Source organism: Catellatospora paridis (genome assembly GCF_009720365.1).
Lineage (GTDB): Bacteria > Actinomycetota > Actinomycetes > Mycobacteriales > Micromonosporaceae > Catellatospora > Catellatospora paridis.
This window is the reverse complement of sequence record NZ_ML769313.1, coordinates 766990-787746: the sequence shown is the minus strand read 5'-3', so window position 1 is coordinate 787746 and position 20757 is coordinate 766990. Positions and strand designations below refer to the sequence as shown.

The window sequence follows — 20757 nt, the reverse complement described above, 5'->3', positions numbered from 1 at the left end:
ACCGACTGGAGCAGCCCTGCCGTGCGCGGCGTGTCCTCCGCCAGGTTCAAGCAGCTCGGCCCGGTCCTGTCTCGCGGCGTGGTAGAGTATATAACTGGTTAGTTACTTGTCGCTCGCCGAAAGCACCAGGAGTGATCATGACCGTCACGCTCATCACCGGGGCCAACAAGGGGCTCGGTTTCGAATCCGCCCGCAGGCTCATCGCCGCGGGCCACACCGTCTACGTCGGCGCCCGCGATCCCGAACGGGGCAAGAAGGCAGCCGAGCAGCTGGGCGCCCGCTTCGTCCACCTGGACGTCACCGACGACGCCTCCGTCACGGCCGCGGCCGCGGCGATCGAGGCCGACGGCGGGCTCGACGTGCTCGTCAACAACGCCGGCGTCGAGCCGCGTACGCCCGACGGCGGCTTCGTGCCCGTCGCGGAGGTCACCGCCGACGCGGTGCGCGCCGTGTTCGAGACCAACGTGTTCGGGCAGGTGCGCATGCTGCACGCCTTCCTGCCGCTGCTGCAGCGCTCCGCGGCCCCCGTCGTGGTCAACGTCAGCAGCGGTCTGGCGTTGACACGCGAGCTGGTGAACCCGGACTCGCCGACGCACTTCTACCCGGACGTCGCCTATCCGGCCTCGAAGGCCGCGGTCAACATGCTCACGGTCCAGTACGCCAAGGCGTACCCCGCGGTCAGGATCAACGCCGTCGATCCCGGGTTCACCGCGACCGACCTGAACCACCACGCCGGAACCCAGACCGTCGCGGAGGGGGCCGAGGTCATCGTCCGGCTGGCCCAGCTCGGCCCCGACGGCCCCACCGGTGGCTTCTTCGACGGCAACGGAAGCATCCCCTGGTGAGGCCCGCGACTGCCACGCGACGGGAGGCCGGCCGATGACCACACCGGCGACACCTCGCCCGCCGCGCGCCCGCGACGCGCGCGCCACCAAGGCGCTGTTGCTGGAGGCGGCGACGGACGAGTTCGCCGAGTACGGATTCGCCGGGGCCCGCATCGACCGGGTCGCCGAACGCGCCGGCGCCAACAAACGGCTGCTGTACGTCTACTTCGGTGACAAGAACGACCTGTTCGACGCGGTGCTCGAGGAGCAGACGCAGGCCGTCCTGCAAGCGGCTCCGCTCCACGACGGCGACCTCGAGAGCTTCGCCGCCGCCAGATTCGAGTACATGATCGCCAACCCGAAGGCCCGCCGGCTCGCCACCTGGCGCACGTTCGAACGATCCGAACCGACCGAGGTCGAACGCGAGGCGTTTCAGGCCCGCGTCGACGGTGTCGAGGCGGCCCAGCACGCCGGCCGGCTCCGCACCGACATCCCCGCCCTCGACCTGTTCGCCATCGTCCTGCGGATGACCGAAAGCTGGCTGGGGGCCCCGTCCGGCCTGCTCGCCGCGGCGCCCGGCGACCCCATGTCGCCGAGCCGGATCCAGGAGCACCGCACGGCGCTGCTCGCGGCGGTCCGCAGCGTCACAGCCGCGCGCTGACCCGCCGGCGTCATGACGGAGCGGACTGCCGACGCCGGAAAGTGGTGCGGTAGTGCTGCGGGCTGGTGCCGACGATCCGCTTGAACCGGTCGCGGAACGCGGTGGGCGAGCCGAAGCCGACCTGGGCCGCGATCCGGTCGACGGGTTGGGCGGTCGCTTCGAGCAGGTGCTGGGCGCGGCGGATGCGGGCGCGCAGCAGCCACTGCAGCGGGGTGGTTCCGGTCTGCTCGCGGAAGCGGCGGTTGAGCGACCGGATGCTCATCCCGGCTCGCGCGGCGATGTCGTCGAGGCTGAGGTCGTCGGCGCAGTTGTCCTCCAGCCAGGTGAGGACCGGTTCGAACCGGGAGCCGCGGGGCACGGGCGGCTGGTCGTGGACGACGAACTGGGCCTGGCCGCCCTCGCGCTCCAGCGGCATGACCGACAGGCGTGCCGCGTCCGCGGCCACCGCGGAGCCGTGGTCGCGGCGGATCAGGTGAAGGCACAGGTCCAGGCCGGCCGCGGCGCCGGCCGAGGTGAGCAGCTGTCCGTTGTCGACGTAGAGCACGTCCGGGTCGACCTCGATCTCCGGGTGACGTCGGGCCAGCAGCCCGGCGGCGATCCAGTGGGTGGTGGCGCGCTGCCCGTCGAGCAGCCCGGTCGCGGCGAGAATGAACGCGCCCGAGCAGATCGAGGCGATGCGGGCGCCACGTGCGGCCGCGGCCCGCAGGGCGTCGAGGACCTCATCGGGTACGCGGTCGACGTCCGCGCTGCCCGGCAGGATGACCGTGTCCGCGGTGGTGAGGCCGTCCAGGCCCCACGGTGGCTGCAAAGTGAACGCGCCCGCATCGACGGTGGCTGTCACGCCACAGACCCGGACGCGGTACGGGACCCGCCCGTCGGGCAGGCGCGTACGGGAGAACACCTCGATGGGTGTGGCCAGGTCGAACGGGATGACCTGATCGAGGGCGAGCACGGCCACGATGTGCATGGCCAGAACTATAGAAGGCACCGCGTTTCAGCCAGAGCCCCGAATCGGCAATCGCAGCACCCCTGGAGCAGTTGGCGAGAACCCGTTGGATGATGGCAATCCAGCCACTTCTACCGATCTTGCCCGGTGGCTAGCGTCGACGGTGCCACCAAGGAGGTCTGGTTCCCGATGCTCGCTCAGTTCGTGTTGTTCGACGGATTCGATCCGCTCGACGTCATCGCCCCCTACGAGGTCCTCGCAGCCGCCGGGACGGTCACCGGCCACACCGTCGACGTCGAGCTCGTCAGCGCCGAGGGCCCGCGCACGGTGCCCAGCGGACTCGGGCTGCTGACGCTGCACGCCACCACCCGGCTCGACCCGCAGCGCGCGGATCTGATCGTCGTCCCGGGCGCGGCCGGGCAGCTGCCCGATGACGGCGAGCCCGCCGAAGACAGCATCCCGGTGATCCTCGGCCGCACCCTCGAAACCGGCCTGCCCGCCCTACTCGCTCAGGCGCTCGACCGTGCCGGCGTCACCGTGGCCACCGTGTGTGGCGGCTCGATGATCCTCGCCATGGCCGGACTGCTGGAGAACCGCCCCGCCACGACCCACCACCTGGGCATGGACCTGCTCGGCGCGACCGGTGCCGTGCCCGTCGACGCCCGGGTCGTCGACGACGGCGACCTGATCACCGCCGCCGGTGTCACCTCCGGCCTGGACCTGGGCCTGTACCTGCTCGACCGGGAACTCGGCCCGGAGGCGGCGCTGGCCGTGGAGCGGCTGTTCGCCCACGAGCGGCGCGGCACCGTCTGGCGGCGGCCCGTCACCGCGCAGGCGGCGCCATGAACGGGCCGCAGCCACTGGTCGAGGGCACCTGGGAGCTCTCCATCCTGACACCGCTCGGCCGGCAGCACACCGTCCTCGCGCTCACCCGCCACGACAACCGGCTGACCGGGACCATGCGCGACGTCCGCCATGGCGAGCAGGTCGAACTCACCGGACTCGAGCAGCACGGCGCACGGCTCACCTGGGCACAGTCGATCACCCGGCCGCTGCGGCTGAACCTCACCTTCGACGTCACCGTCGACGGTACGGCGATGACCGGGCAGGCCAGGGCCGGCAGGCTGCCGGCGTCGCGGGTCACCGGGCATCGCACCACCCCGGCTGACGGTTAGGGAAGCGTCACCACCTGTGCGGCGTACGAGAGCCCGGCGCCGAACCCGATGAGCAGCGCCGTCCCGCCTCGGCGGGTCTGGCCGTCGCGCCGCATCCGCTCCATGGCCAGCGGGATCGACGCGGCCGAGGTGTTGCCCGCCTCGGCGATGTCGCGGGCCACCGGTACGCCTGCGGGGAGCTTGAGCGCCCGGATCATCGTGTCGATGATCCGCATGTTGGCCTGGTGCGGGATGAAGGCGTCCAACTCGTCGACGGTGATGCCGGCGGCCTGCAGTGCCCGCTGCGCCACGGGCGCCATCTCGTAGGAGGCCCAGCGGAACACCTGCTGACCGGACATCTGCCAGAAGGGCCGCGGCCCGCTCGGGTCGTCGGCGAACGACTTCCAGTCGCGGGTCTGGCTGATAACGCCGGACAGGCTGCCGTCCGCACCCCACACGACCGGGCCGATGCCCGGTCGCTGCGCCGGGCCGATCACCACGGCGCCCGCACCGTCTCCGGGGATGAACGCCGTCGCCCGGTCGTTCTTGTCGATGAGATCCGTCAACCGCTCCGCGCCGATGACCAGCACGTAGCGGGCGGTTCCGCCGTGGATCATGTCCCGGCCGAGCGCCACGCCGTGGCAGAACCCGGCGCACCCGGCCGAGAGGTCGAACGCCGCTGCGTTCACCGCTCCGAGCTGGTGCGCGATCTGCGGGGCGAGCGCCGGCGTCTGCTCGAGATGCGACACCGTCGCCAGGATCACGCAGCCCACGTCGGCTGCGGCGATTCCGGCGTCGGCCAGCGCCGCAGCCGCGGCCTGGACGGACATGGCGGCCAGGGTCTCATCGGGTTCGGCCCAGCGGCGCTCGGTGATCCCGGACCGCGTCCTGATCCACTCGTCGGTCGAGTCGATCCAGGTGCAGAGTTCCTCGTTGGTGAGGACACGGCGCGGCCGGTACACCCCGAGCCCGAGGAGTTGCGCATGTGACGCCTGGCCCGGAGCGGCGAGCTCGCGACCGGTCGGCGCGGGCGTCCGCCCGCTCTGTTCGGTGACCGGCGGCATCTGTGCTGGCATGGTCTACGACTCCTGGCTCGTGATGAGGTTTCCCCCCGATGACGCGGAGGGTGATTATCGCCGTGGTCAGCCGACGGTCCGGGCGCGGTGGCGACAGTGTTACGGAGGCGTTACACGAACACCTCACCATTACGATACCTATAGTAACGTTACCTCCCATCGACATGGCAAGACCTTGACGCCGGCAGGCAGCCCGCACTCGGCGACCCGCAGCGGGCAGGGGACAGGGGCAGCGCGAACCTACGGACTGTCGTCTCCACGCCCGGCCTTCGGCGCGGTCCCCTCGGCCAGCGCCGACACCTTGGCGAACCGGCCGCCGAACTCGCTCGGATCGTCGGCGGCGAGCCCTGGTCGCCACCACGGCGCGGCCGGATCGAGGATCCGAGCCGCATGATCCGTGCCCAGCCGGGCGTCGAGGTGCACCAGGGCATCCAGCACGTAGCACTGGTCGTAGGCCGGTCCCGCCGGCAGGTGGCGCTCGAGGAACGCGACGAGGATCGCGGCGTCGCGCGGGTCGGCGAACCGGGTCAGCGCGAACGCGTAGCCCTTGCCCGCGTGCGCGAGGTACCGGCGATCGGTGTCGCCAGGGCCCATGACGTACTGCCGGAACGGCGCATGCGCTTCCCGCTCCTGATTCCACTCCCTCGTCACCGCCGAACGCGCCCGATCGATCTCACATCGGGCCGCTGGAGCTGGAACCGTCGTTGTTCGTCCCATGCGGACCATGCGGCGGACGGGGTTCCCGGTCGCCGAAGTACACGTCGCGACTGCGATCGAGGTGGCTGCGCTGCCTGCTGCGCCTGGCCCCGATGATCACCATGGCCACGATCAGCAGCCCCAGCACGCCCGCGAAGATCAACAACCATTCCATGCGCGAACGGTAGTTGATCCACGCCAGGCCGTCCATGGTCCCGGTCGCGGGCGTCACCGGGTCAAGACGGCCACCCGACCAAGGTCTGCGGCGTGACCCGACGAAAGTCAGGGCGCGGGCGTGGGCAGGGTCGCGGGCGGCTCGCACACGCCGACCTCGGTCATCCCGTGGATGGAGGAGATGGGCACCAGCGTGCGCGCCTTCGCGGTGATCCGGTTCGCCGGCTGACCCGGATCGGGCAGCACGGTGACATAACCGTCGGGTTCCAGCGAGACCAGCCCGCAGATGATCCCGTGGTCGTAGGTGAGCTGAATGAGGTTCGCCGGAGCGGGGGCGGCGGGAGCCAGCCAGCCGCCGAGCACGGTGAGCCCGACCAGGCCGAGGCCGGCAACGGCGAACCGCCGCGCGGTCGCCACGCTCCGGGCGGCGGGCTCGGCCGACGGCGCGGCCGCGGTGACGGCCAGCAGGGCCGCTCGCACCAGCAGGACGAACCCGGCGAGCAGCAGCGCCCCGGCGAGCACCTGCCCGATCCAGTGCAGGTCGGCCAGGTCGCCCGGCCCTCGGACGATGAGTGCGGCGGCGAGCAGTGCGGTCACCGCGGTGAGGCCGTTGCGCCAGACGGCGGCCTGCGTGCGGACACCGTCCGGGGACGGAGTGGGACCGGTGGGGCTGTCGGGAGCGGTTCGTTCCTCGGTCATGTCGGTTACCTCGGTTCGGTTCGGACGGCACACCCCGGGCAGGGCGCAGCGATGAGCGTAGATCAATGGGCACGCTCCCATCCAGAGTGTCCCATCGCGAAGGGAACCATTTACACAGATAGATATCGTTTTTCGTTAACCCGCGGGTACCCACATGTTGCCGATGATCATTTCCACTGGCGCCATGACTCACCACCACGGTCACGACGACGCCGGGCAGCACCACCACGGCGCCGACCACACCCACTCCGAGCTGGGCCGGCGCGCCGTGTTGGCGGGCGCCGGCGGGCTGCTGATGCTGGCCGCCGCACCCGGCTCCGCGTACGCGAACACCACCCCGATCGCCGCCGGCTCCCCCGCCCGGATCACCCCGAAGTCCGGTGCCGCGCGCGCCTCGCAGCTGACCCAGGGCACCCTGCTGGTCCATGCGGACCTGCACAACCACACGCTCATGTCGGACGGCGACGGCAACCCCGACCTGGCTTTCCAGTCCATGCGCGACGCCGGGCTGGACGTGGCCGCGCTGACCGACCACGCCACCCTGTTCAGCATCAGCGGGCTGTCCAAGTCGGAATGGGACCGCACCGGCGTGCTGGCCGGGGCGGCCGACGACCCGGGCAACTACACCGCGATCCGCGGCTTCGAGTGGTCGCACCCGACCCTGGGCCACGTCAACGTGTGGGGCACCGCGAACTTCACCGACCTGCTGGCCTCGGGCAGCATGAGCAAGCTCTACAACTGGATCAACGGCGTGGACGGGGTGGGCAGCTTCAACCACCCGGGCCGCGAGGTGCAGCGCTTCAACAACTTCAGCCTCTCCTCGGCTGCCGTGGACAACATGGTCGCGCTGGAGATGTTCAACCGCGGCGACGACTACCTCTTCGACGGCTGGGCCGACCACGGCAGCTCCCCGCTGACCGCGTGCCTCAACGCAGGCTGGCGCACCGGTCTCACCGGCGTGTCCGACGAGCACGGCACCAACTGGGGCTTCCCCGAAGGCAAGGGCCGTACCGGCCTGTGGGTCGCGGCGAACACCCGGGCCGGGGTCTTCGAGGCGATGCGGGCCCGCCGCTTCTTCGCCACCCGCGTGTCCGGCCTGCGCCTGGACGCGACCGCGAACGGCGTCCAGATGGGCGGCGTGCTGCCGATCGCGAGCGGCGACGTGGCGTTCTCCGTCGACCTGGACCGCGGCCCGGACTGGGCGGGCAAGCCGCTGCGCATCCAGGTGCTGCGTACCGGCACGACCGCGCCGACGGTCGCCGACGTCATCGACGTCGAGGCGGGCGGCGTCCACACCTTCACCGTGCCGATGAACGTCGCCGACGGCAACTGGGTGGTGCTGCGCGTCTCCGATCCGGCCCTGGCCAACCCGAGCCCCGGCCCGGCCGGACACCCCTGCAACGACTGGGGCGTGGCCTACTCCAGCCCGTGGTGGCTGCAGCCGTAGCCAGGCCCTGCCTGCACGCCGGGGTCAGACGATGCCGGCGTGCAGGTACACCTCGGCGGACTCGCCGGACTCGTACAGTGCGACCTCGACGTCGACGAGCACGTCGCCGGACGCTGGCTGGTGGTGGACCGAGCGGTAGCGCCGGGCGGAATCCTGAGGCCACCCGAAGCCCGCAGTCGTCTTCGGGTCGAACGGCAGGCCGGCCGTCTCCGTCCGCCGGCCGATCAGGAACATGCCGTTGAGCACCAGGAACTGGTTCATGCAGTGCCGGTCGCCGGTGAAGCGCAGGTAGAACGAGTCCGCCTCCCACTGGGCATACCGGTAGTAGCGCACGCTGCCCGCGGCGCAGTCCGGCAGCCCCAGGTGGTAGCGGTGCAGCGTGCCGGGGAGGTCCTGGGTCTGGCTGCCGGGATAGGCGCGCGGGTCCCGCGGCGGGTGGTCGCGGGACAGCGCATACCAGAGCACCAGCACGGCGACCGCCAGCAGCGCCGACGCGGCACGCAGCCAGCGGCGCGCTTCGCCCGGCCGGCTGTGGCGTGCCCGGCCGCGGACGGCCTGCGTCGCCTGCTCGGCGGACTCCACATCGAGCACGTCCATCGGCCCCCCAACCCGATCTTGCTGGGCTGACCCTATCGTGCCGACCACCACGGCAGCCCCGAGTTGGCTCGTGCCGTGCCGGAACCGATCGCGCGTGTCCTTCCGGTACGCCCGCGGGCAGCAGTGACGGAGGCCACATGCCACACTGGCCCACCGTCCCACGATCATGGAGTGTGCGTGTCCACCATCGACCCGTACCAGAACCCCGCCACCGTGCCGAGCGGCGACTTCCTGCCCCCTGACGACGCCTACCCCAAGGAGCTGCCCGCCGGGCCCGAGGTCGTGGTCAACATGCCTGGCGAAGGCCTGCGCGGCTGGGCGCGCAAGACCATCGGCGTGGTGCGGCGCGGCTGGGGGCAGCAGCTCGCGATCTTCGCGCTCACGCACGCCCTGCCGAGCTTCCTGCTGTACACCGCCGCGGTCGTCGGCCTGCTGGCACTCTGGACCAGCGAGGCCGCGCAAGCGGCGCTCATGGACGACCAGGTGGCCGAGACCATGGGCATGCTGGTGAACCTCGTGGCCCTCGGCATGCTGGCGGTGGCGCTGCCGTTCCGGCTGCTGGGGTATGCGGCGGCGAGCTGGTCGGCGGTGCGGCAGGCGGCCGGGCTGCCCGCGCCGGTCGCGCGCGCGATGGCGTACGGTCTGCGCCGGGTGCCGGCCATGCTCGCCTGGAGTCTGGTCGCGTACCTGGTCGCCGCGGTCGTCGTCGTCGGGGTGTTCTTCTGCTTCGCCAGCGCGTTCTCGTTCGCCGGATACGTACCGACGATCATCGCGCTCGGCTACCTGATGATGATCGCGGGGATGGTCGGCCCGGCTGTCCTGTTCGAACGCCGCAAGCCGCTGCAGCGCGCGTTCGACACGGTGAACAACGCGTTCTGGGCAAGCGTCGTAAGGCTGGCGGTGCCCGGGATCGCACTGTTCCTGGCATACCGCTACAACCTGGTGATCGACGGTGCGGGCGCGCTCGTCGATCTCGCTGACACGCCCTACGAGCAGGTCGGATTCGCCGCCGCCGCGGTGCTGGCGTCGGCCGCGTTCGAGGTGCCGGTCGCGCTCCTGCTGTTCCCCTCCGTACTGGTGACCTATGTCGAGCGCCGCGCGGTCGAGGCCCCGAACCTGCGCACCCCGCACCTGCTGGCCGAGCTGGGCTGACCGGCGCGCGCGGCTGGCGCCACCCGGCGTCAGCGCTGCAGGCGGTGCCGGGACAGCACCACGGCGAGCCAGGCCGAGCGGACCTGACGGAACGCCTCCACCTGATCGGAGCCACCGGGGTAGGCGCCCGCGGCGCGCAGCCTGCTCGCGGCCAACTGCAGGTCGCGCACCGCGGCGAGGTATGAGCGGCCCGCCCGGGAGTGCGTCACCGCCGGGTGCCGGGTGCGCAGCCAGGTCACGCGCACGTACGTCCTGCCGTCGTTCCTGATCACGAGCCTGATCGACACGCCCTCACGTTCCCGCACGATCATGTAACGAGTGAACGTGTCAAAACCGCACATTTGCCACAGGATCCGGCTCAGCCGCCGATCGACGCGGCCCTCCGACACCGCATCGTCAAGCGTCTGACCTGTGCAGCGGCCCCTGGCGCAAAATGCGCCAGGGGCCGTCCTCGGTCAAACCTCGGCCGTCGGCCGCTGGTGATGTCAGGCGGACTCGGCGTCCAGCTCGGCCAGGCGGCGCGCCTCGCGGTCGCGCCACGCGGCCGCCATCGAGGTGCGGCCGTTGCTGCGCAGCAGCGAACCCTCGTAGATCCGGGCCCCGGCGAACAGCACGGCCACCGCCGTGGCGGCGAGCAGCACCAGCGACAGCACCGGCTCCCAGCCCGCCGCGTCGCCCTGGAACAGCCGCACCGGCATCGCCGCGGGGGCCGCGAACGGGACGTACGAAAGCACCTTCATCACGGCCGGGTCGTTGCTGAACATCGCCACGGCGAAGAACGGGATCATGACCACCAGCTGCACCGGCATCGACGCGCCGTTGATGTCCTCCTGCCGGTCGACCAGCGCGCCCACCGCCGCCCACAGCGCCGCGAGCATCACGAACCCGACCAGGAAGTACGGCAGGAACCAGCCGATCGCGGGCCCGAGCAGCGACAGCATGTCGCCGGAGCCGGCGATGCGCATCCCGGCCAGCGCGACGACCGCGATCAGCGCGATCTGCCCCATCGCCAGCGCCCCGCCGGCCAGCACCTTGCCGGCCAGCAGCACCCGCACCGGCACCGCGGCGACGAGGATCTCCACCACCCGGGTCTGCTTCTCCTCGGTGACACTCTGCGCGATCTGCAGGCCGAAGGTCAGCGAGACGAAGAAGAAGATCAGGGCGAAGAACAGCGGCACCAGGTATGCCAGCACCGGATCGAGGGCGCTCGGGTCGAGCAGCTCGACGGTGGGCCGGGTGCTCAGCGCGTTGACGAGTTCATTGGGCGCATCGGTCAGCGCGACCACGGTGCCGTCGCTCAGCAGCGCCGCGTCGACGTCGCCGTCGCGCACCTGGGCCCGTGCGGTCGCCTCGTCGGCGACCACCCGCACGTCCAGGTCCGCGGTGCTCAGCGCAGCCGGGGCCGTCCCCGTCACCGCGACGGTCGACGGCCCGCCCGCCAGCATCGCCGGCAGCACCGTGCCGCCGACCGCGAACACCAGGAAGAAGATCGTGCTGAACAGGAACGCCTTGTCGCGCAGCTTCACCCGGATCTCGCGGGCGGCGACGATACGCACGGCTTCGAAGGTGTTCACTGGGCGACCTCTCGGAAGATCTCGGCGAGGGACGGGGTGACGGGGCCGAACGCGCGCACCGGGCCGCGGGCCAGTGCCGCCTGCAGCACCTGCTGGTCGTCGGCGGACGGGTCGAGCTCGAAGACCGCGTGCGCGCCGTCGAGGTCGACCAGGTGCACGCCCGGGTGGTCGCGCAGCCAGCCGGCGTCGCCCTCCACGGTCAGCGTGTACCGGGACAGCGTGTGCTGGGTGCGCAGCTGTCCGCGGGCGCCCGCGGCCCGGATTTGCCCGCCCGCGATGACGACCAGGTCGTCGCACAGCCGCTCGACCACGTCCAGCTGGTGGCTGGAGAACAGCACCGGCACACCCCGGCCGGTCCGCTCGCGCAACACCTCCACCACGGTGTCCACGGCGATCGGGTCGAGGCCGGAGAACGGCTCGTCGAGCACCAGGATCTCCGGATCGTGGACCAGCGCCGCGGCGATCTGGGCGCGCTGCTGGTTGCCCAGCGACAGCTTCTCCAGCGGGTCACCGGCCCGCTCGCCCAGGTGCAGCCACTCGATCAGCTCCTCGGCGTTGCGCCGCACCGCGTCGCGGCCCAGGCCGTGCAGGCGGCCGAGGTAGATCAGCTGGTCGCGCACCGACATCTTCGGGTAGAGGCCGCGCTCCTCCGGCATGTAGCCGATACGCCGGCGGACGTCGCGGGTCAGCCGGGAGCCCGCCCAGGTCACCTCGCCGGAGTCGGGGGCGAGCACGCCCATGATGATGCGCATGGAGGTGGTCTTGCCGGCGCCGTTCGCGCCGACGAACCCGGTCAGCCGCCCGGCGGTGACGTCGAAGGAGACCCCGTCGAGCACCTGCCGGTCGCCGAACCTGCGGCTCACCGCATCGAGGCGAAGCACTTTCGTCATACCCGCAGACGCTAGGCGTACGGCCGGGCGCTGCCGTCCGCCGGTGGGTCGATCTTGCGTCCATCGCGAGGATGATCCGCTCAGCCGCCCGGGGTGACCACGCCGTGCTCGTACGCGAACACCACGGCCTGGGTGCGGTCGCGCAGCCGCAGCTTCGCCAGCACCCGGCTGACGTGCGTCTTCACGGTCGCCTCGCCGAGGAACAGCCGGGTCGCGATCTCCGCGTTGGTCGCGCCGCCGGCCAGCAGCACCAGCACCTCGTACTCGCGCGGGGTCAGCTCCTTCAGCTCCTGCGCCGATGCCGCGGGCGCGGCGGCCGGCCGGGCGAACTTCGCGATGACCCGCCCGGTGATCTCCGGGGCGAGCAGCGCGTCGCCGCGCGCCAGCACCCGCACCGCCTCGATCAGCGCCTCCGGCGAACCGTTCTTCAGCAGGAAACCGCTGGCCCCGGCCTGCAACGCGGCGAACAGGTAGTCGTCGCGATCGAACGTGGTCAGGATCAGCACCGCCGGGCCGTCGCCCGCCGCGGTGATACGCCGGGTCGCCTCCAGCCCGTCCACGCCGGGCATCTCGACGTCCATCAGCACCACGTCCGGCGCGGTAGACGCGGCCAGCGCGACGGCCTGCTCCCCGTCCGCCGCCTCGCCGACGACCTCGAGATCGTCCTCCGTCTCGAGGATGACCCGGAACCCGCTGCGCACCATCCGGTGGTCGTCGGCGACCAGGATCCGGATCACGCCCGGCCCGCCCGCGCCCCCGCGCTCGTCGGCCGGCTGCGTGTGCTGCCCGCTCATACCGCTGCCTCCGCCGGGCACGCCGGGTGCGCCGCGAGCGGGAACCGGGCCCGCACCCGGAAGCCGCCCTGCGGGCGCGGGCCGGTCTCCAGGCTGCCGTCATGGGCCGCGACGCGCTCACGCATGCCGATCAGTCCCAGACCCGCGCCCGGCCGTTCGACGCGCCCGCCGCGCCCGTCATCGGTGGACTCGACTTCCAGCTCCTGCGCCAGATACCGGATCCGCACGTCGATGGTGGCGGCTCCGGCGTGCTTGAGCGTGTTCGTGACCGACTCCTGCACGATCCGGTAGGCGGCCTGGGAAAGCGAGTCCGGCAGGGGAACCGGTTCGCCGAACACCCCGAACCGCACCGTCAGCCCGGCGTCGCGGGCCCCGTCCAGCAGCGTCTCCACCCGTTCGATGCCCACCGTGGCCGGGCCCTCGTCGGCGCCGGTGCCCCGGCGCAGCAGGCTGAGCATGCGCCGCAGCTCGTCCACCGCGGTGCGGGCGCTCTGCTCGATCGCCTCCAGTGCCGTACGGGCCCGAACCGGGTCCTTGTCCATCACCCGGCGGCTCGCCGCCGCCTGCACGCCCATCACCGACACGTGGTGGGCGACCACGTCGTGCAGTTCCCGGGCGATGCGCAGCCGCTCGACCATCACGGCCCGCTCCCCCACCTCGTCCCGGGCCCGGCGCAGCTCATCGGCCTGCACCTGTAACTGGTGCTCCCGCCGCGCGGCCACCCACGCCGTCTCGCCGAAGAAGTACCCGAACCCGAACATGAGCGCGTTCACCAGCACCACGTTGACGATCGCCGCGAGCAGCGGCGGCACGGGCCCGGTCGCCCCGTCGAACGCGTCCGGCGGCACGGCGTCGATCGACAGCCAGATCGACACCAGCAGCCAGCCGAACATCGCGGCGATGATGCCCAACCGCACCTGCCGCGAGCGACGGTGATCGCCGGCCCACGCCCCGGCCGTGTAGATCGCGCAGAACAGCGCGCCGGTGGCCAGCTGCATCTCCGGCGCGGCCCGGACCTGAGCGACGATGAACGCCGCCGACACCACCACCGCGACGGTGAGCGGGAACCGGCGGCGCACCGCCAGCGGCGCCGTGATCGCCAGCGACCAGCCCACCTGCTCCGGCCAGCTCGGCGGCGGACCCAGGTGGAACGCTCCGACGCTGGCGGTCAACGTCAGGTTGAGCAGCGACACGGCCGTCACCGCGAGCGCGATGAACACGTCCGCCCGCCGCTGCTCGACGGTCGGGCTGGGGCGTCGCCAGCCGTCGGGCCTCCCCAGGGTGGTCATCCCGCGACACTGACACACCGGTGCGCCCGGACGCCAACTCGCGCGCCCGCGTACGCGCGCATGGTGTTGAATGTCTTGATTCCCCGACCCTGGAGCGGCCATGCCTCGCACCGTCGTCCCGCCCGTGCGGTTCCGCAGCCCGAACGCCGGCCCGGTCGGCGGGGACGGGCTTCCCGAGCGGCTGGTCAAGTACGTGCCCGCGGAGACGCTGGCGTTCTTCGTGCCGCTGGCCGCGGTGGTCGGTCCCGAGCGGCGCGCGCTGCTGGTCACCCTGGTCGCGGTCGGCCTGGCCGGGACCGTCGGCTACCTGTGGCTGGCCGGGCAGAAGCTGCCCGCCGACGAGCGGCCGCTGCCGCACTTCTACGTGCTGGCCGCCGTGGCCTACCTGTGCTGGGTCGTGGGCACGAGCGCGCACGCCGCCGCGCTGATCGGGCTGGACCAGGTCGCGGCCGGGGTCGTGCTGACCATGGCGGTGTTCCTGGTGCCGCTGGCCGACGAGCTGCTCGTGCGGCTACGCCGCCCGGCCGGCTGACGCGCGGTAGATGCCGGGGCGGGCCCGCTCGACGGTGAGCTGCGTGTCGCCGTACATCACGTAAAGCAGGCCGAGCGGGTTGCGGAAGTCGCGCAGCAGGTCCCGGCGGGCCCACACCACGGCCTCGCCGAGCGGGCGGCGCGCCTCCAGCAGCCTGCCGTAGAACGCCGCCGCGAAGCCGCCCGCGACGCCGTCGGGCACGTCGGTCTCGGTGCCGATGAACGCCCGGTGCCCGTGGTTGAGGAACCAGCGCGGGAACGAGTACGCCGTCAGCGGGTTGGTGCGCGAGGACGCGCACGCGTTGAGGATGATCACGGCGCGGTGCCCGGCGGTGCTGCGGTCGGCGAAGAACCGGTCGTAGTAGCCCTCCCGCAGCTCGCCGAAGGTCACCCGGCGGGTCTTGCCGTTGCGCGTCGACAGCACCAGCGCGTAGTCGTCGTCGAACTCGGCGCTGGTGTCGCAGTGGCAGGCGAAATGCTGCACCTGCACCGGTGTGCCGCCACCTGTACCGCCGTCCAGCGGTGCGCCGTCGTACAGGGCCCGCAGCAGCGACGTGCGGACCGCCTCCTCGTCCTGCGCCACCGGCCACGGGCCCTCCACCTGCACATGCGCGCCGAGGGAGGTCAGAAAACGCTCCTCGTCGCGGGCGCTGCCCAGCTCACGGTGCCGCAGGAACTGCACCGGCAGCGCGGGCTCGTTGCGCAGCACCGAGTCGGCCGTGGCGCGGGCGGGCACCACCCGGCGCACCACGGTGGCGAACCCGAGGAAGCGCGAGGCCGCCCGGACCAGGTCGTCGTACGTGCGCAGCGGCGGCAGCGAACCGAAGTCGAACAGCGGCAGCAGTTCCAGCGGCAGCGTCTCGTCGTGGCAGTGCAGCTCGACCATCGGGATCGGACGGTGCGGGTCGTCCCAGTCCGCGGCCTGCCAGCGCGGCCACGCCGCCCGGAACGCCGACTCCAGCCGCAGGAAGCGGGAGATGTCGTCCGGGATCAGCACCCCGGTCAGCTCCCGTCCCGCGTTGAGCAGGATGCGCAGCGCCGTCGCGGCCTGCTCGGCGGTCGCGTTGAGCCGGGCCACCAGCGGCACGACCCGGTGCAGGTACTCCCCTGCCTTGCGCCGCATCGCCTCCAGCGCCCGCCGGTCCGGCAGCGGCAGGTACACGGTCTCGCCCGTGGCCGGGAACTCGAAGCACACCTCGACGCCGGGGCCTGAACGCGGTGCGCGGATGGAGACGGTGGCGATGACCTCGCTCAACCGCGCTCCCCGTCGCCGGGGACGAGGTCGGCCTCCAGTTCGATGCTCTGCAGCGTCCGCCGGCCCTGCGCCACCCGCACCCACAGCCACGGCGATCCGCTGAGCCGGTCGTCCTCGCTGAACGGCCCCAGCGTGAACTCCGTCGAAGACGCGCGGTCGTGCCAGGCGGGCACCGCCGCCGCGGTGCGGCGCAGCGCGGCGTGATCGCTGTCGATCTCGACCTCGAACCGCACCCGGTTGTCGGTGACACCCCCGGAGACCACCAGCGGCTCACTGATGCCACCGGCCGGGAACGGGGCGATGGTGATCGTCACGCGGTAGGTGCGCGCCGGGTACAGCGCGAACCGGCGGCCCGGCGACACGGCGACGGGGCCGTCCTCGTCGGCCACCTCGACGGCGAGCCAGCCGTCGTAGTTGACCAGCGGCGGACCGTAGAGCGCCTCCTGGACGGCCCCGGCCACGCTCACGCCCAGCCGCGCCTCCACGGCCGCGGGCTCGTACATCTCCTCGACGATCCGCAGGTACAGCTCGTTCGGGTTGGGCAGGTCGGCGATGCGGCGCAGCGGGCCACGCCAGCCGGCGCTCTCCAGGTGGAACGTGCCGAAGTCGAGCAGCCGGCCCACCGGCGACTGCAAGTAGCTCATGTCGGTCACCCGCAGCAGCGGCATCATCGCCACGCGCCGGGTCAGCACCCCCTCGATGAGCATCAGCCGCCTGTTGGTGAGCACGAACCGGGAGAACCACCAGTGCGCCGCCCGGTGGGCCGCCAGCAGCAGTGCCCCGACGGCGAGCAGAGCCACGACACGGGTGGTGTACTCGGGCTTGAGGCGCTGCACGGCGAGCGTGATCAGCAGCCCGGCGTAGACGGCGATCAGGCAGAGCCCCTTGACCAGCCTGATCGGGTGCCTGTGCCACTCGCCGCGGAAACGCTCGGTCGGGAACAGATAGGGCGCGGTGGTCCGGGTCGGCTCGTCGCCCAGCGGCAGGACCGGCAGCGGGGCCGGCTCCAGCCCCAGTCCCGCCAGCTCGTCCTCGTTCAGCGGGTCGAACTCGACGTCGTCGCCGGGCACCGAGTCGCGGCTCATGCCGCACCGGCCGAGGTACGCTCCACCCTGGATGCTGGCATGCCGCCATGGTACGGGCGCGCGGCGTCGGCCGGGTTCCGGAGTGGACGGACGACCGACGGCGTCACCCGGTTCGTGGGTGACGCCGTCGGCATGCCGCCGCGCTACGAGCGCACGGCACCGTGCGTGGCTGCCACATCGGGTGCGGACGCCCGATGTCGCCGGGCCAGGTAGTTGGCGTACACGAGCAGGAAGACCGCCACGTGCACGGGTGTCCGGACGGCGAGGGTGAACAGGTATCCGGCCAGCGGGCCGCGGCCGACGTACTCCTCCCCGATGGTCTCGATGCCCATGGTGATGAACCAGAAGGAGACCGGCACGGCGGCCGCCACGAGGCCCCAGGACACCAGCGCCGGGCGTGCCCTGACCGCGAGGGTGCCCAGCGCGACCGCGCTCAACGCCCAGAGCGCCGTGGAGGCGAGGTTAGACCGGTTCGGCAGGTGTCCGCTCAGCAGCGGCCAGGCCGCCAGTGTCGCGTACAGGCTGCCGACGCACCACACCGGCAGCAGCACCGGGCGGATCAGCTGCGTCACCCCCGTGGTGGCACGTGCGCAGATGATCGCCAGCCCGGCGGCGGCCAGGATGCTGCCCGCGCCGACCCAGGCCTGCCAGGTGACGGTGTCCTCGCTGTAGACGGTCGTCCAGCCCAGGGCGAGGTCCATGTAGAGCATGGGCAGTCCCGCCAGCAGCACGAGCGACAGCACCGCGTGCGCGAAGTCCCGTCCCGGCCGCACCACGACCGCCGCCTCGCGGTGCGGCCGCGACATGGCCAGGCTCGCCGCGTACCGCAGCCGCCGGACGCCTCCCGGCAGGGCATGCAGTTCCGCCCGCCATTCGGCGAGCATCTCCGCGCGCAGGTCGGCGGGCCAGCGCGAGGCAGCGCTGGTGAGCAGCGCGTGGCACAGGCGCCTGATCACGCGGCGACCTCCTTCGGGGCTTCGACCACGGGCACCGGCACCGCGCGGTGTCGCAGCACCAGGACATGCGCGTACACGAACAGGAAGATGATGACGTGGAGCAGTTCCTGCTTGCCGACCGCGAAGGTGAAAGCCGGCAGGTGTTCGCCGCCGAAGAACGGCTCCATGCCCAGCGCGGAGAAGTCGCTGAGGCCGTTGTGCAGGTTCGCGAACCAGAAGGAGACCGGCACCGCGATCACCACGATCGCCCAGGAGAGCGACATCCACCCGGCTCTGGCGACCCAGGCCGCCAGCGTGCACAGCGCCGCGGCGCTCAGCGCCCAGTACGTCATGTCGGTCAGCAGAGCCCCGTCCAGCGATCCCTCCACCACGTAGTAGGCCAGGATCGCGACGTACGCGATGCCGGTCGTCCACCGGGCCACCGCCATCGGTTTGATCGACTGCGTCACCCCCGTGGTGAGGCTCCCGCAGACGATCCCCAGCACGGCCGCCGCCACGACGCTCCCGGCGGCGACCCAGGTCTGCCACACGATCATGATCGGATCCGTGCTGGAGGTCCAGTTGAGAGCCAGCGGCAGGTAGACCGCCGGCAGCACCGTGATCGACAGCAACCACAGCAGTCCGTGGGCGACGTCACGATGCGGGCGGATCACCACCGCCCCTTCCCGATGCGGCCGCGATGTGGCGAGGCTGGCGGCATACCGCAGGCGCTGTGCGGTGGTGGGCAGGACGTGCAGTTCGGCCTGCCACTCGGCGAGCATGGCGTCGCGCAGGTCCACCGGCCAGCGCCGCGCCGCACGCGCCAGCAGCCCGTGGCACAGACGGCTGATCATGCGGTGGCCTCCTTGGTGACGTGCGCGTGCGCCGGACGTGTCTGCTCGTGCAGTTCGGCGAGCCGTTGCCGGGCGACCGGCAGGGCTGCGGGCGTGAGCCGGTAGTACGCGCGGGCGGGGCGGCCCGCCTCGGACGGGTCGATGTCCTCCCAGCGTTTGTCGAGCCAGCCAGCCTCGGTGAGGCGGGCCAGGATCGGGTACAGCGTCCCGCTGGGCAGTCCGGACGACTGCATCAGTTCCATCCCGTAGTGGTCGCCGGTCGGATCGGCGACCAGGGCCGCGAGCACTCGTGCCACCGGCACGGTCAAGCGCAGTTCGGCGTTCATGGTAGAGACTCTACATAGGGTCACATCCGTGCGGTGGACGACGTCTGTCTTGACACGACACGGACGGCTCAAGATACTTCTTGCGTGAAGCATCTTCGCTGACGCGACGATGCGGTCACTCCTTCCCGAATAGCTCGCAGAGCCGACGCCAAGGCCGCACACGATGCGGTCCGATGGCGTCGGCTTTTGTTGTTATCGCAGGTCAACGGCCAGATCTCACACGGACAGATACAGCGTATTAAGGGCGATGAAACAGAACTGAAATCGCGCTCACCGACGCTAGCCGTGCCTGGCATTCAGGCGGACGCCCACGGGCCGGCACAACCGGACGAAGCCTCCGCTGCGCGCTGCCGGCATCCGCATAGGACCGATCTCGCACCGCTCCGGGCCGGCACGCGCCACGCCGAGGACGCCGACGTCTCCCGCCCCCCAGGTGCTTCTCCCCCTTGACCTGTGCACCGCCGAATCAGGGAGATACCCCAAGATGCTCAGATTCCACCGACGCCGCCTCGCGGCCTGCAGCGTCGCCCTGGCCGCCGCGCTGGCGGTCAGCGCCTGCGGCAGCAAGACCGGCGAAAGCGACACCACCGGCGGCGTCACCGCCGACACCTCGGGCGACACCGTGAAGGTGGGCCTGCTCAACTCGCTGTCGGGCACCATGGCCATCAGCGAGGTCACCGTCCGCGACGCCATCATGCTGGCCGTCGAGGAGATCAACGCCGCGGGGGGCGTGCTCGGCAAGAAGCTCGCACCGGTCGGTGAGGACGGCGCCTCGGACTGGCCCACGTTCGCCGAGAAGGCGGAGAAGCTGATCAAAGTGGACCGGGTCGCGGCCGTCTTCGGCTGCTGGACCTCGGCCAGCCGCAAGGCCGTGAAGCCGGTCTTCGAGGAGAACAAGGCGCTGCTGTTCTACCCGGTGCAGTACGAGGGCCTGGAGCAGTCGCCGTACATCTTCTACACCGGCGCGACCACCAACCAGCAGATCGTGCCCGGCCTGGACTACCTCAAGGCGCAGGGCAAGAAGTCGGTCTACCTGGTCGGCAGCGACTACGTCTTCCCGCGCACCGCCAACAAGATCATCAAGGCGTACGCCGAGGCCAACGGCCTGAAGGTGCTCGGTGAGGACTACGCGCCGCTGGGCAGCACCGAGTTCGGCACGATCGTCAACAAGGTCAAGGCGTCCAAGGCCGAGGCCGTGTTCAACACCCTCAACGGCGACAGCAACGTGGCCTTCTTCAAGGAGTACAAGTCCGCGGGGCTGACCGCCGCGTCGATGCCGGTCGTCTCGGTGTCGATCGCCGAGGAGGAGGTCAAGAGCATCGGCACGCAGTACCTGTCCGGCCAGCTCACGGCGTGGAACTACTACCAGACGACCACGGGCGCGGCCAACGACAAGTTCGTCAAGGCGTACAAGGCGAAGTTCGGCGCGGACAAGCCGACCAGCGACCCGATGGAGGCCGCCTACGTGTCGGTCTACCTGTGGAAGGCCATGGTCGAGAAGGCCGGCTCGTTCGACGTGGAGAAGGTGAAGGGCGCCTCGAACGGCGTCACCTTCGAGGCCCCCGAGGGCCTGGTCACCATCGACGGCGCGACGCAGCACATCCACAAGACCGCGCGCATCGGCAAGATCGGCGACGACGGCCTGATCACCGAGGTGTGGAACTCCGGCGGACCGGTCAAGCCGGACCCGTACCTCAAGGGCTACCCCTGGGCGACCGGCCTGTCCTGACCCACCCGCGGCGGGGGAGCGGTGCACGGGGCCGCGCCACCGGCCCCGACCAGCTCGATGGGGCAACCC

Annotated in this window: 24 protein-coding genes; 8 read left to right on the top strand and 16 right to left on the bottom strand. The window is 71.5% G+C overall.

Annotated features, from left to right (window positions below):
- Nucleotides 1-137 precede the first annotated feature (137 nt).
- Nucleotides 138-845, top strand: a complete 708-nt coding sequence (locus tag F9C41_RS08420; protein ID WP_155386062.1) for an SDR family NAD(P)-dependent oxidoreductase — start codon at nt 138-140, stop codon at nt 843-845.
- Between the two features lie 34 nt (nt 846-879).
- Entirely contained in the window at nt 880-1485 is a 606-nt protein-coding gene (locus tag F9C41_RS08415) for a TetR/AcrR family transcriptional regulator (RefSeq protein WP_155386061.1), read from the top strand.
- 10 nt (nt 1486-1495) lie between these two features.
- On the opposite strand, the gene F9C41_RS08410 is transcribed toward F9C41_RS08415, so the two are convergent.
- Nucleotides 1496-2452 carry a GlxA family transcriptional regulator gene (locus tag F9C41_RS08410; protein ID WP_155386060.1) on the bottom strand — a complete coding sequence of 319 codons (957 nt, stop codon included), beginning with the start codon at nt 2450-2452 and terminating at the stop codon, nt 1496-1498.
- 168 nt (nt 2453-2620) lie between these two features.
- Here F9C41_RS08410 and F9C41_RS08405 point away from each other — a divergent pair, with 168 nt between their 5' ends.
- The gene (locus F9C41_RS08405) at nt 2621-3277 is read left to right on the top strand and encodes a DJ-1/PfpI family protein (protein ID WP_155386264.1); all 657 of its coding nucleotides are present in this window, start codon (nt 2621-2623) and stop codon (nt 3275-3277) included.
- Nucleotides 3274-3606, top strand: coding sequence for a hypothetical protein (locus F9C41_RS08400; protein ID WP_155386059.1), 333 nt, complete (start codon nt 3274-3276; stop codon nt 3604-3606). Before F9C41_RS08405 ends, F9C41_RS08400 begins: the two co-directional genes overlap by 4 nt.
- Here F9C41_RS08400 and F9C41_RS08395 read toward each other — a convergent pair.
- The 4 genes from F9C41_RS08395 to F9C41_RS08380 all read right to left on the bottom strand — a co-directional run bounded on the left by F9C41_RS08395 (nt 3603) and on the right by F9C41_RS08380 (nt 6230).
- Nucleotides 3603-4661 (bottom strand): beta-ketoacyl-ACP synthase III, encoded by a 1059-nt coding sequence (locus F9C41_RS08395; protein WP_230689423.1) that lies wholly within the window; start codon nt 4659-4661, stop codon nt 3603-3605. The two genes, F9C41_RS08400 and F9C41_RS08395, sit on opposite strands and share 4 nt — an antisense overlap.
- A gap of 240 nt (nt 4662-4901) precedes the next feature.
- Entirely contained in the window at nt 4902-5255 is a 354-nt protein-coding gene (locus F9C41_RS08390; RefSeq protein WP_155386058.1) for a DUF6000 family protein, read from the bottom strand.
- Between the two features lie 79 nt (nt 5256-5334).
- Nucleotides 5335-5532 carry a hypothetical protein gene (locus tag F9C41_RS08385; RefSeq protein WP_155386057.1) on the bottom strand — a complete coding sequence of 66 codons (198 nt, stop codon included), beginning with the start codon at nt 5530-5532 and terminating at the stop codon, nt 5335-5337.
- A 107-nt stretch (nt 5533-5639) separates the two neighbouring features.
- Complete coding sequence (locus F9C41_RS08380) at nt 5640-6230, bottom strand: hypothetical protein (RefSeq protein WP_155386056.1); 591 nt, start codon at nt 6228-6230, stop codon at nt 5640-5642.
- Between the two features lie 184 nt (nt 6231-6414).
- Here F9C41_RS08380 and F9C41_RS08375 point away from each other — a divergent pair, with 184 nt between their 5' ends.
- On the top strand, nt 6415-7677 hold the full coding sequence (locus F9C41_RS08375) for a CehA/McbA family metallohydrolase (RefSeq protein ID WP_155386055.1): 1263 nt from the start codon (nt 6415-6417) through the stop codon (nt 7675-7677).
- Nucleotides 7678-7701: 24 nt separating this feature from the next.
- Here F9C41_RS08375 and F9C41_RS08370 read toward each other — a convergent pair whose 3' ends face one another.
- Entirely contained in the window at nt 7702-8274 is a 573-nt protein-coding gene (locus tag F9C41_RS08370; RefSeq protein ID WP_155386054.1) for a hypothetical protein, read from the bottom strand.
- A 177-nt stretch (nt 8275-8451) separates the two neighbouring features.
- On the opposite strand from F9C41_RS08370, the gene F9C41_RS08365 reads away from it, so the two are divergent.
- Nucleotides 8452-9426, top strand: coding sequence for a hypothetical protein (locus F9C41_RS08365; protein WP_155386053.1), 975 nt, complete (start codon nt 8452-8454; stop codon nt 9424-9426).
- Between the two features lie 29 nt (nt 9427-9455).
- On the opposite strand, the gene F9C41_RS08360 is transcribed toward F9C41_RS08365, so the two are convergent.
- The 5 genes from F9C41_RS08360 to F9C41_RS08340 form a co-directional block, all read right to left on the bottom strand.
- The gene (locus F9C41_RS08360; protein ID WP_155386052.1) at nt 9456-9737 is read right to left on the bottom strand and encodes a hypothetical protein; all 282 of its coding nucleotides are present in this window, start codon (nt 9735-9737) and stop codon (nt 9456-9458) included.
- A 174-nt stretch (nt 9738-9911) separates the two neighbouring features.
- Nucleotides 9912-11000 (bottom strand): ABC transporter permease, encoded by a 1089-nt coding sequence (locus F9C41_RS08355; RefSeq protein ID WP_155386051.1) that lies wholly within the window; start codon nt 10998-11000, stop codon nt 9912-9914.
- Complete coding sequence (locus F9C41_RS08350; RefSeq protein ID WP_155386050.1) at nt 10997-11890, bottom strand: ABC transporter ATP-binding protein; 894 nt, start codon at nt 11888-11890, stop codon at nt 10997-10999. Before F9C41_RS08350 ends, F9C41_RS08355 begins: the two co-directional genes overlap by 4 nt.
- Nucleotides 11891-11970: 80 nt before the next feature.
- On the bottom strand, nt 11971-12684 hold the full coding sequence (locus F9C41_RS08345; protein ID WP_155386049.1) for a response regulator: 714 nt from the start codon (nt 12682-12684) through the stop codon (nt 11971-11973).
- Entirely contained in the window at nt 12681-13973 is a 1293-nt protein-coding gene (locus tag F9C41_RS08340; protein ID WP_155386048.1) for a sensor histidine kinase, read from the bottom strand. Before F9C41_RS08340 ends, F9C41_RS08345 begins: the two co-directional genes overlap by 4 nt.
- A 100-nt stretch (nt 13974-14073) precedes the next feature.
- Between F9C41_RS08340 and F9C41_RS08335 the strand changes: the two genes are divergently transcribed.
- A complete protein-coding gene (locus F9C41_RS08335) occupies nt 14074-14505 on the top strand; it encodes a hypothetical protein (protein ID WP_155386047.1) in 432 nt (143 codons plus the stop codon).
- On the opposite strand, the gene F9C41_RS08330 is transcribed toward F9C41_RS08335, so the two are convergent.
- From F9C41_RS08330 to F9C41_RS08310, 5 genes are all read right to left on the bottom strand, one after another.
- On the bottom strand, nt 14485-15759 hold the full coding sequence (locus F9C41_RS08330) for a CHAT domain-containing protein (protein WP_155386046.1): 1275 nt from the start codon (nt 15757-15759) through the stop codon (nt 14485-14487). The two genes, F9C41_RS08335 and F9C41_RS08330, sit on opposite strands and share 21 nt — an antisense overlap.
- Nucleotides 15756-16844, bottom strand: a complete 1089-nt coding sequence (locus F9C41_RS08325; protein WP_230689422.1) for a PH domain-containing protein — start codon at nt 16842-16844, stop codon at nt 15756-15758. Before F9C41_RS08325 ends, F9C41_RS08330 begins: the two co-directional genes overlap by 4 nt.
- 143 nt (nt 16845-16987) lie before the next feature.
- Nucleotides 16988-17800 carry a hypothetical protein gene (locus F9C41_RS08320; protein ID WP_155386044.1) on the bottom strand — a complete coding sequence of 271 codons (813 nt, stop codon included), beginning with the start codon at nt 17798-17800 and terminating at the stop codon, nt 16988-16990.
- Nucleotides 17797-18633 carry a hypothetical protein gene (locus F9C41_RS08315; RefSeq protein ID WP_155386043.1) on the bottom strand — a complete coding sequence of 279 codons (837 nt, stop codon included), beginning with the start codon at nt 18631-18633 and terminating at the stop codon, nt 17797-17799. Before F9C41_RS08315 ends, F9C41_RS08320 begins: the two co-directional genes overlap by 4 nt.
- Nucleotides 18630-18959: a PadR family transcriptional regulator gene (locus tag F9C41_RS08310; protein ID WP_196279674.1), complete on the bottom strand. Its 330-nt coding sequence runs from the start codon at nt 18957-18959 to the stop codon at nt 18630-18632. The genes F9C41_RS08315 and F9C41_RS08310 overlap by 4 nt, the downstream gene beginning before the upstream one ends.
- A 484-nt stretch (nt 18960-19443) precedes the next feature.
- Here F9C41_RS08310 and urtA point away from each other — a divergent pair, with 484 nt between their 5' ends.
- Nucleotides 19444-20688, top strand: coding sequence for an urea ABC transporter substrate-binding protein (gene urtA, locus F9C41_RS08305; RefSeq protein WP_120320783.1), 1245 nt, complete (start codon nt 19444-19446; stop codon nt 20686-20688).
- The last annotated feature ends 69 nt before the right edge of the window (nt 20689-20757 follow it).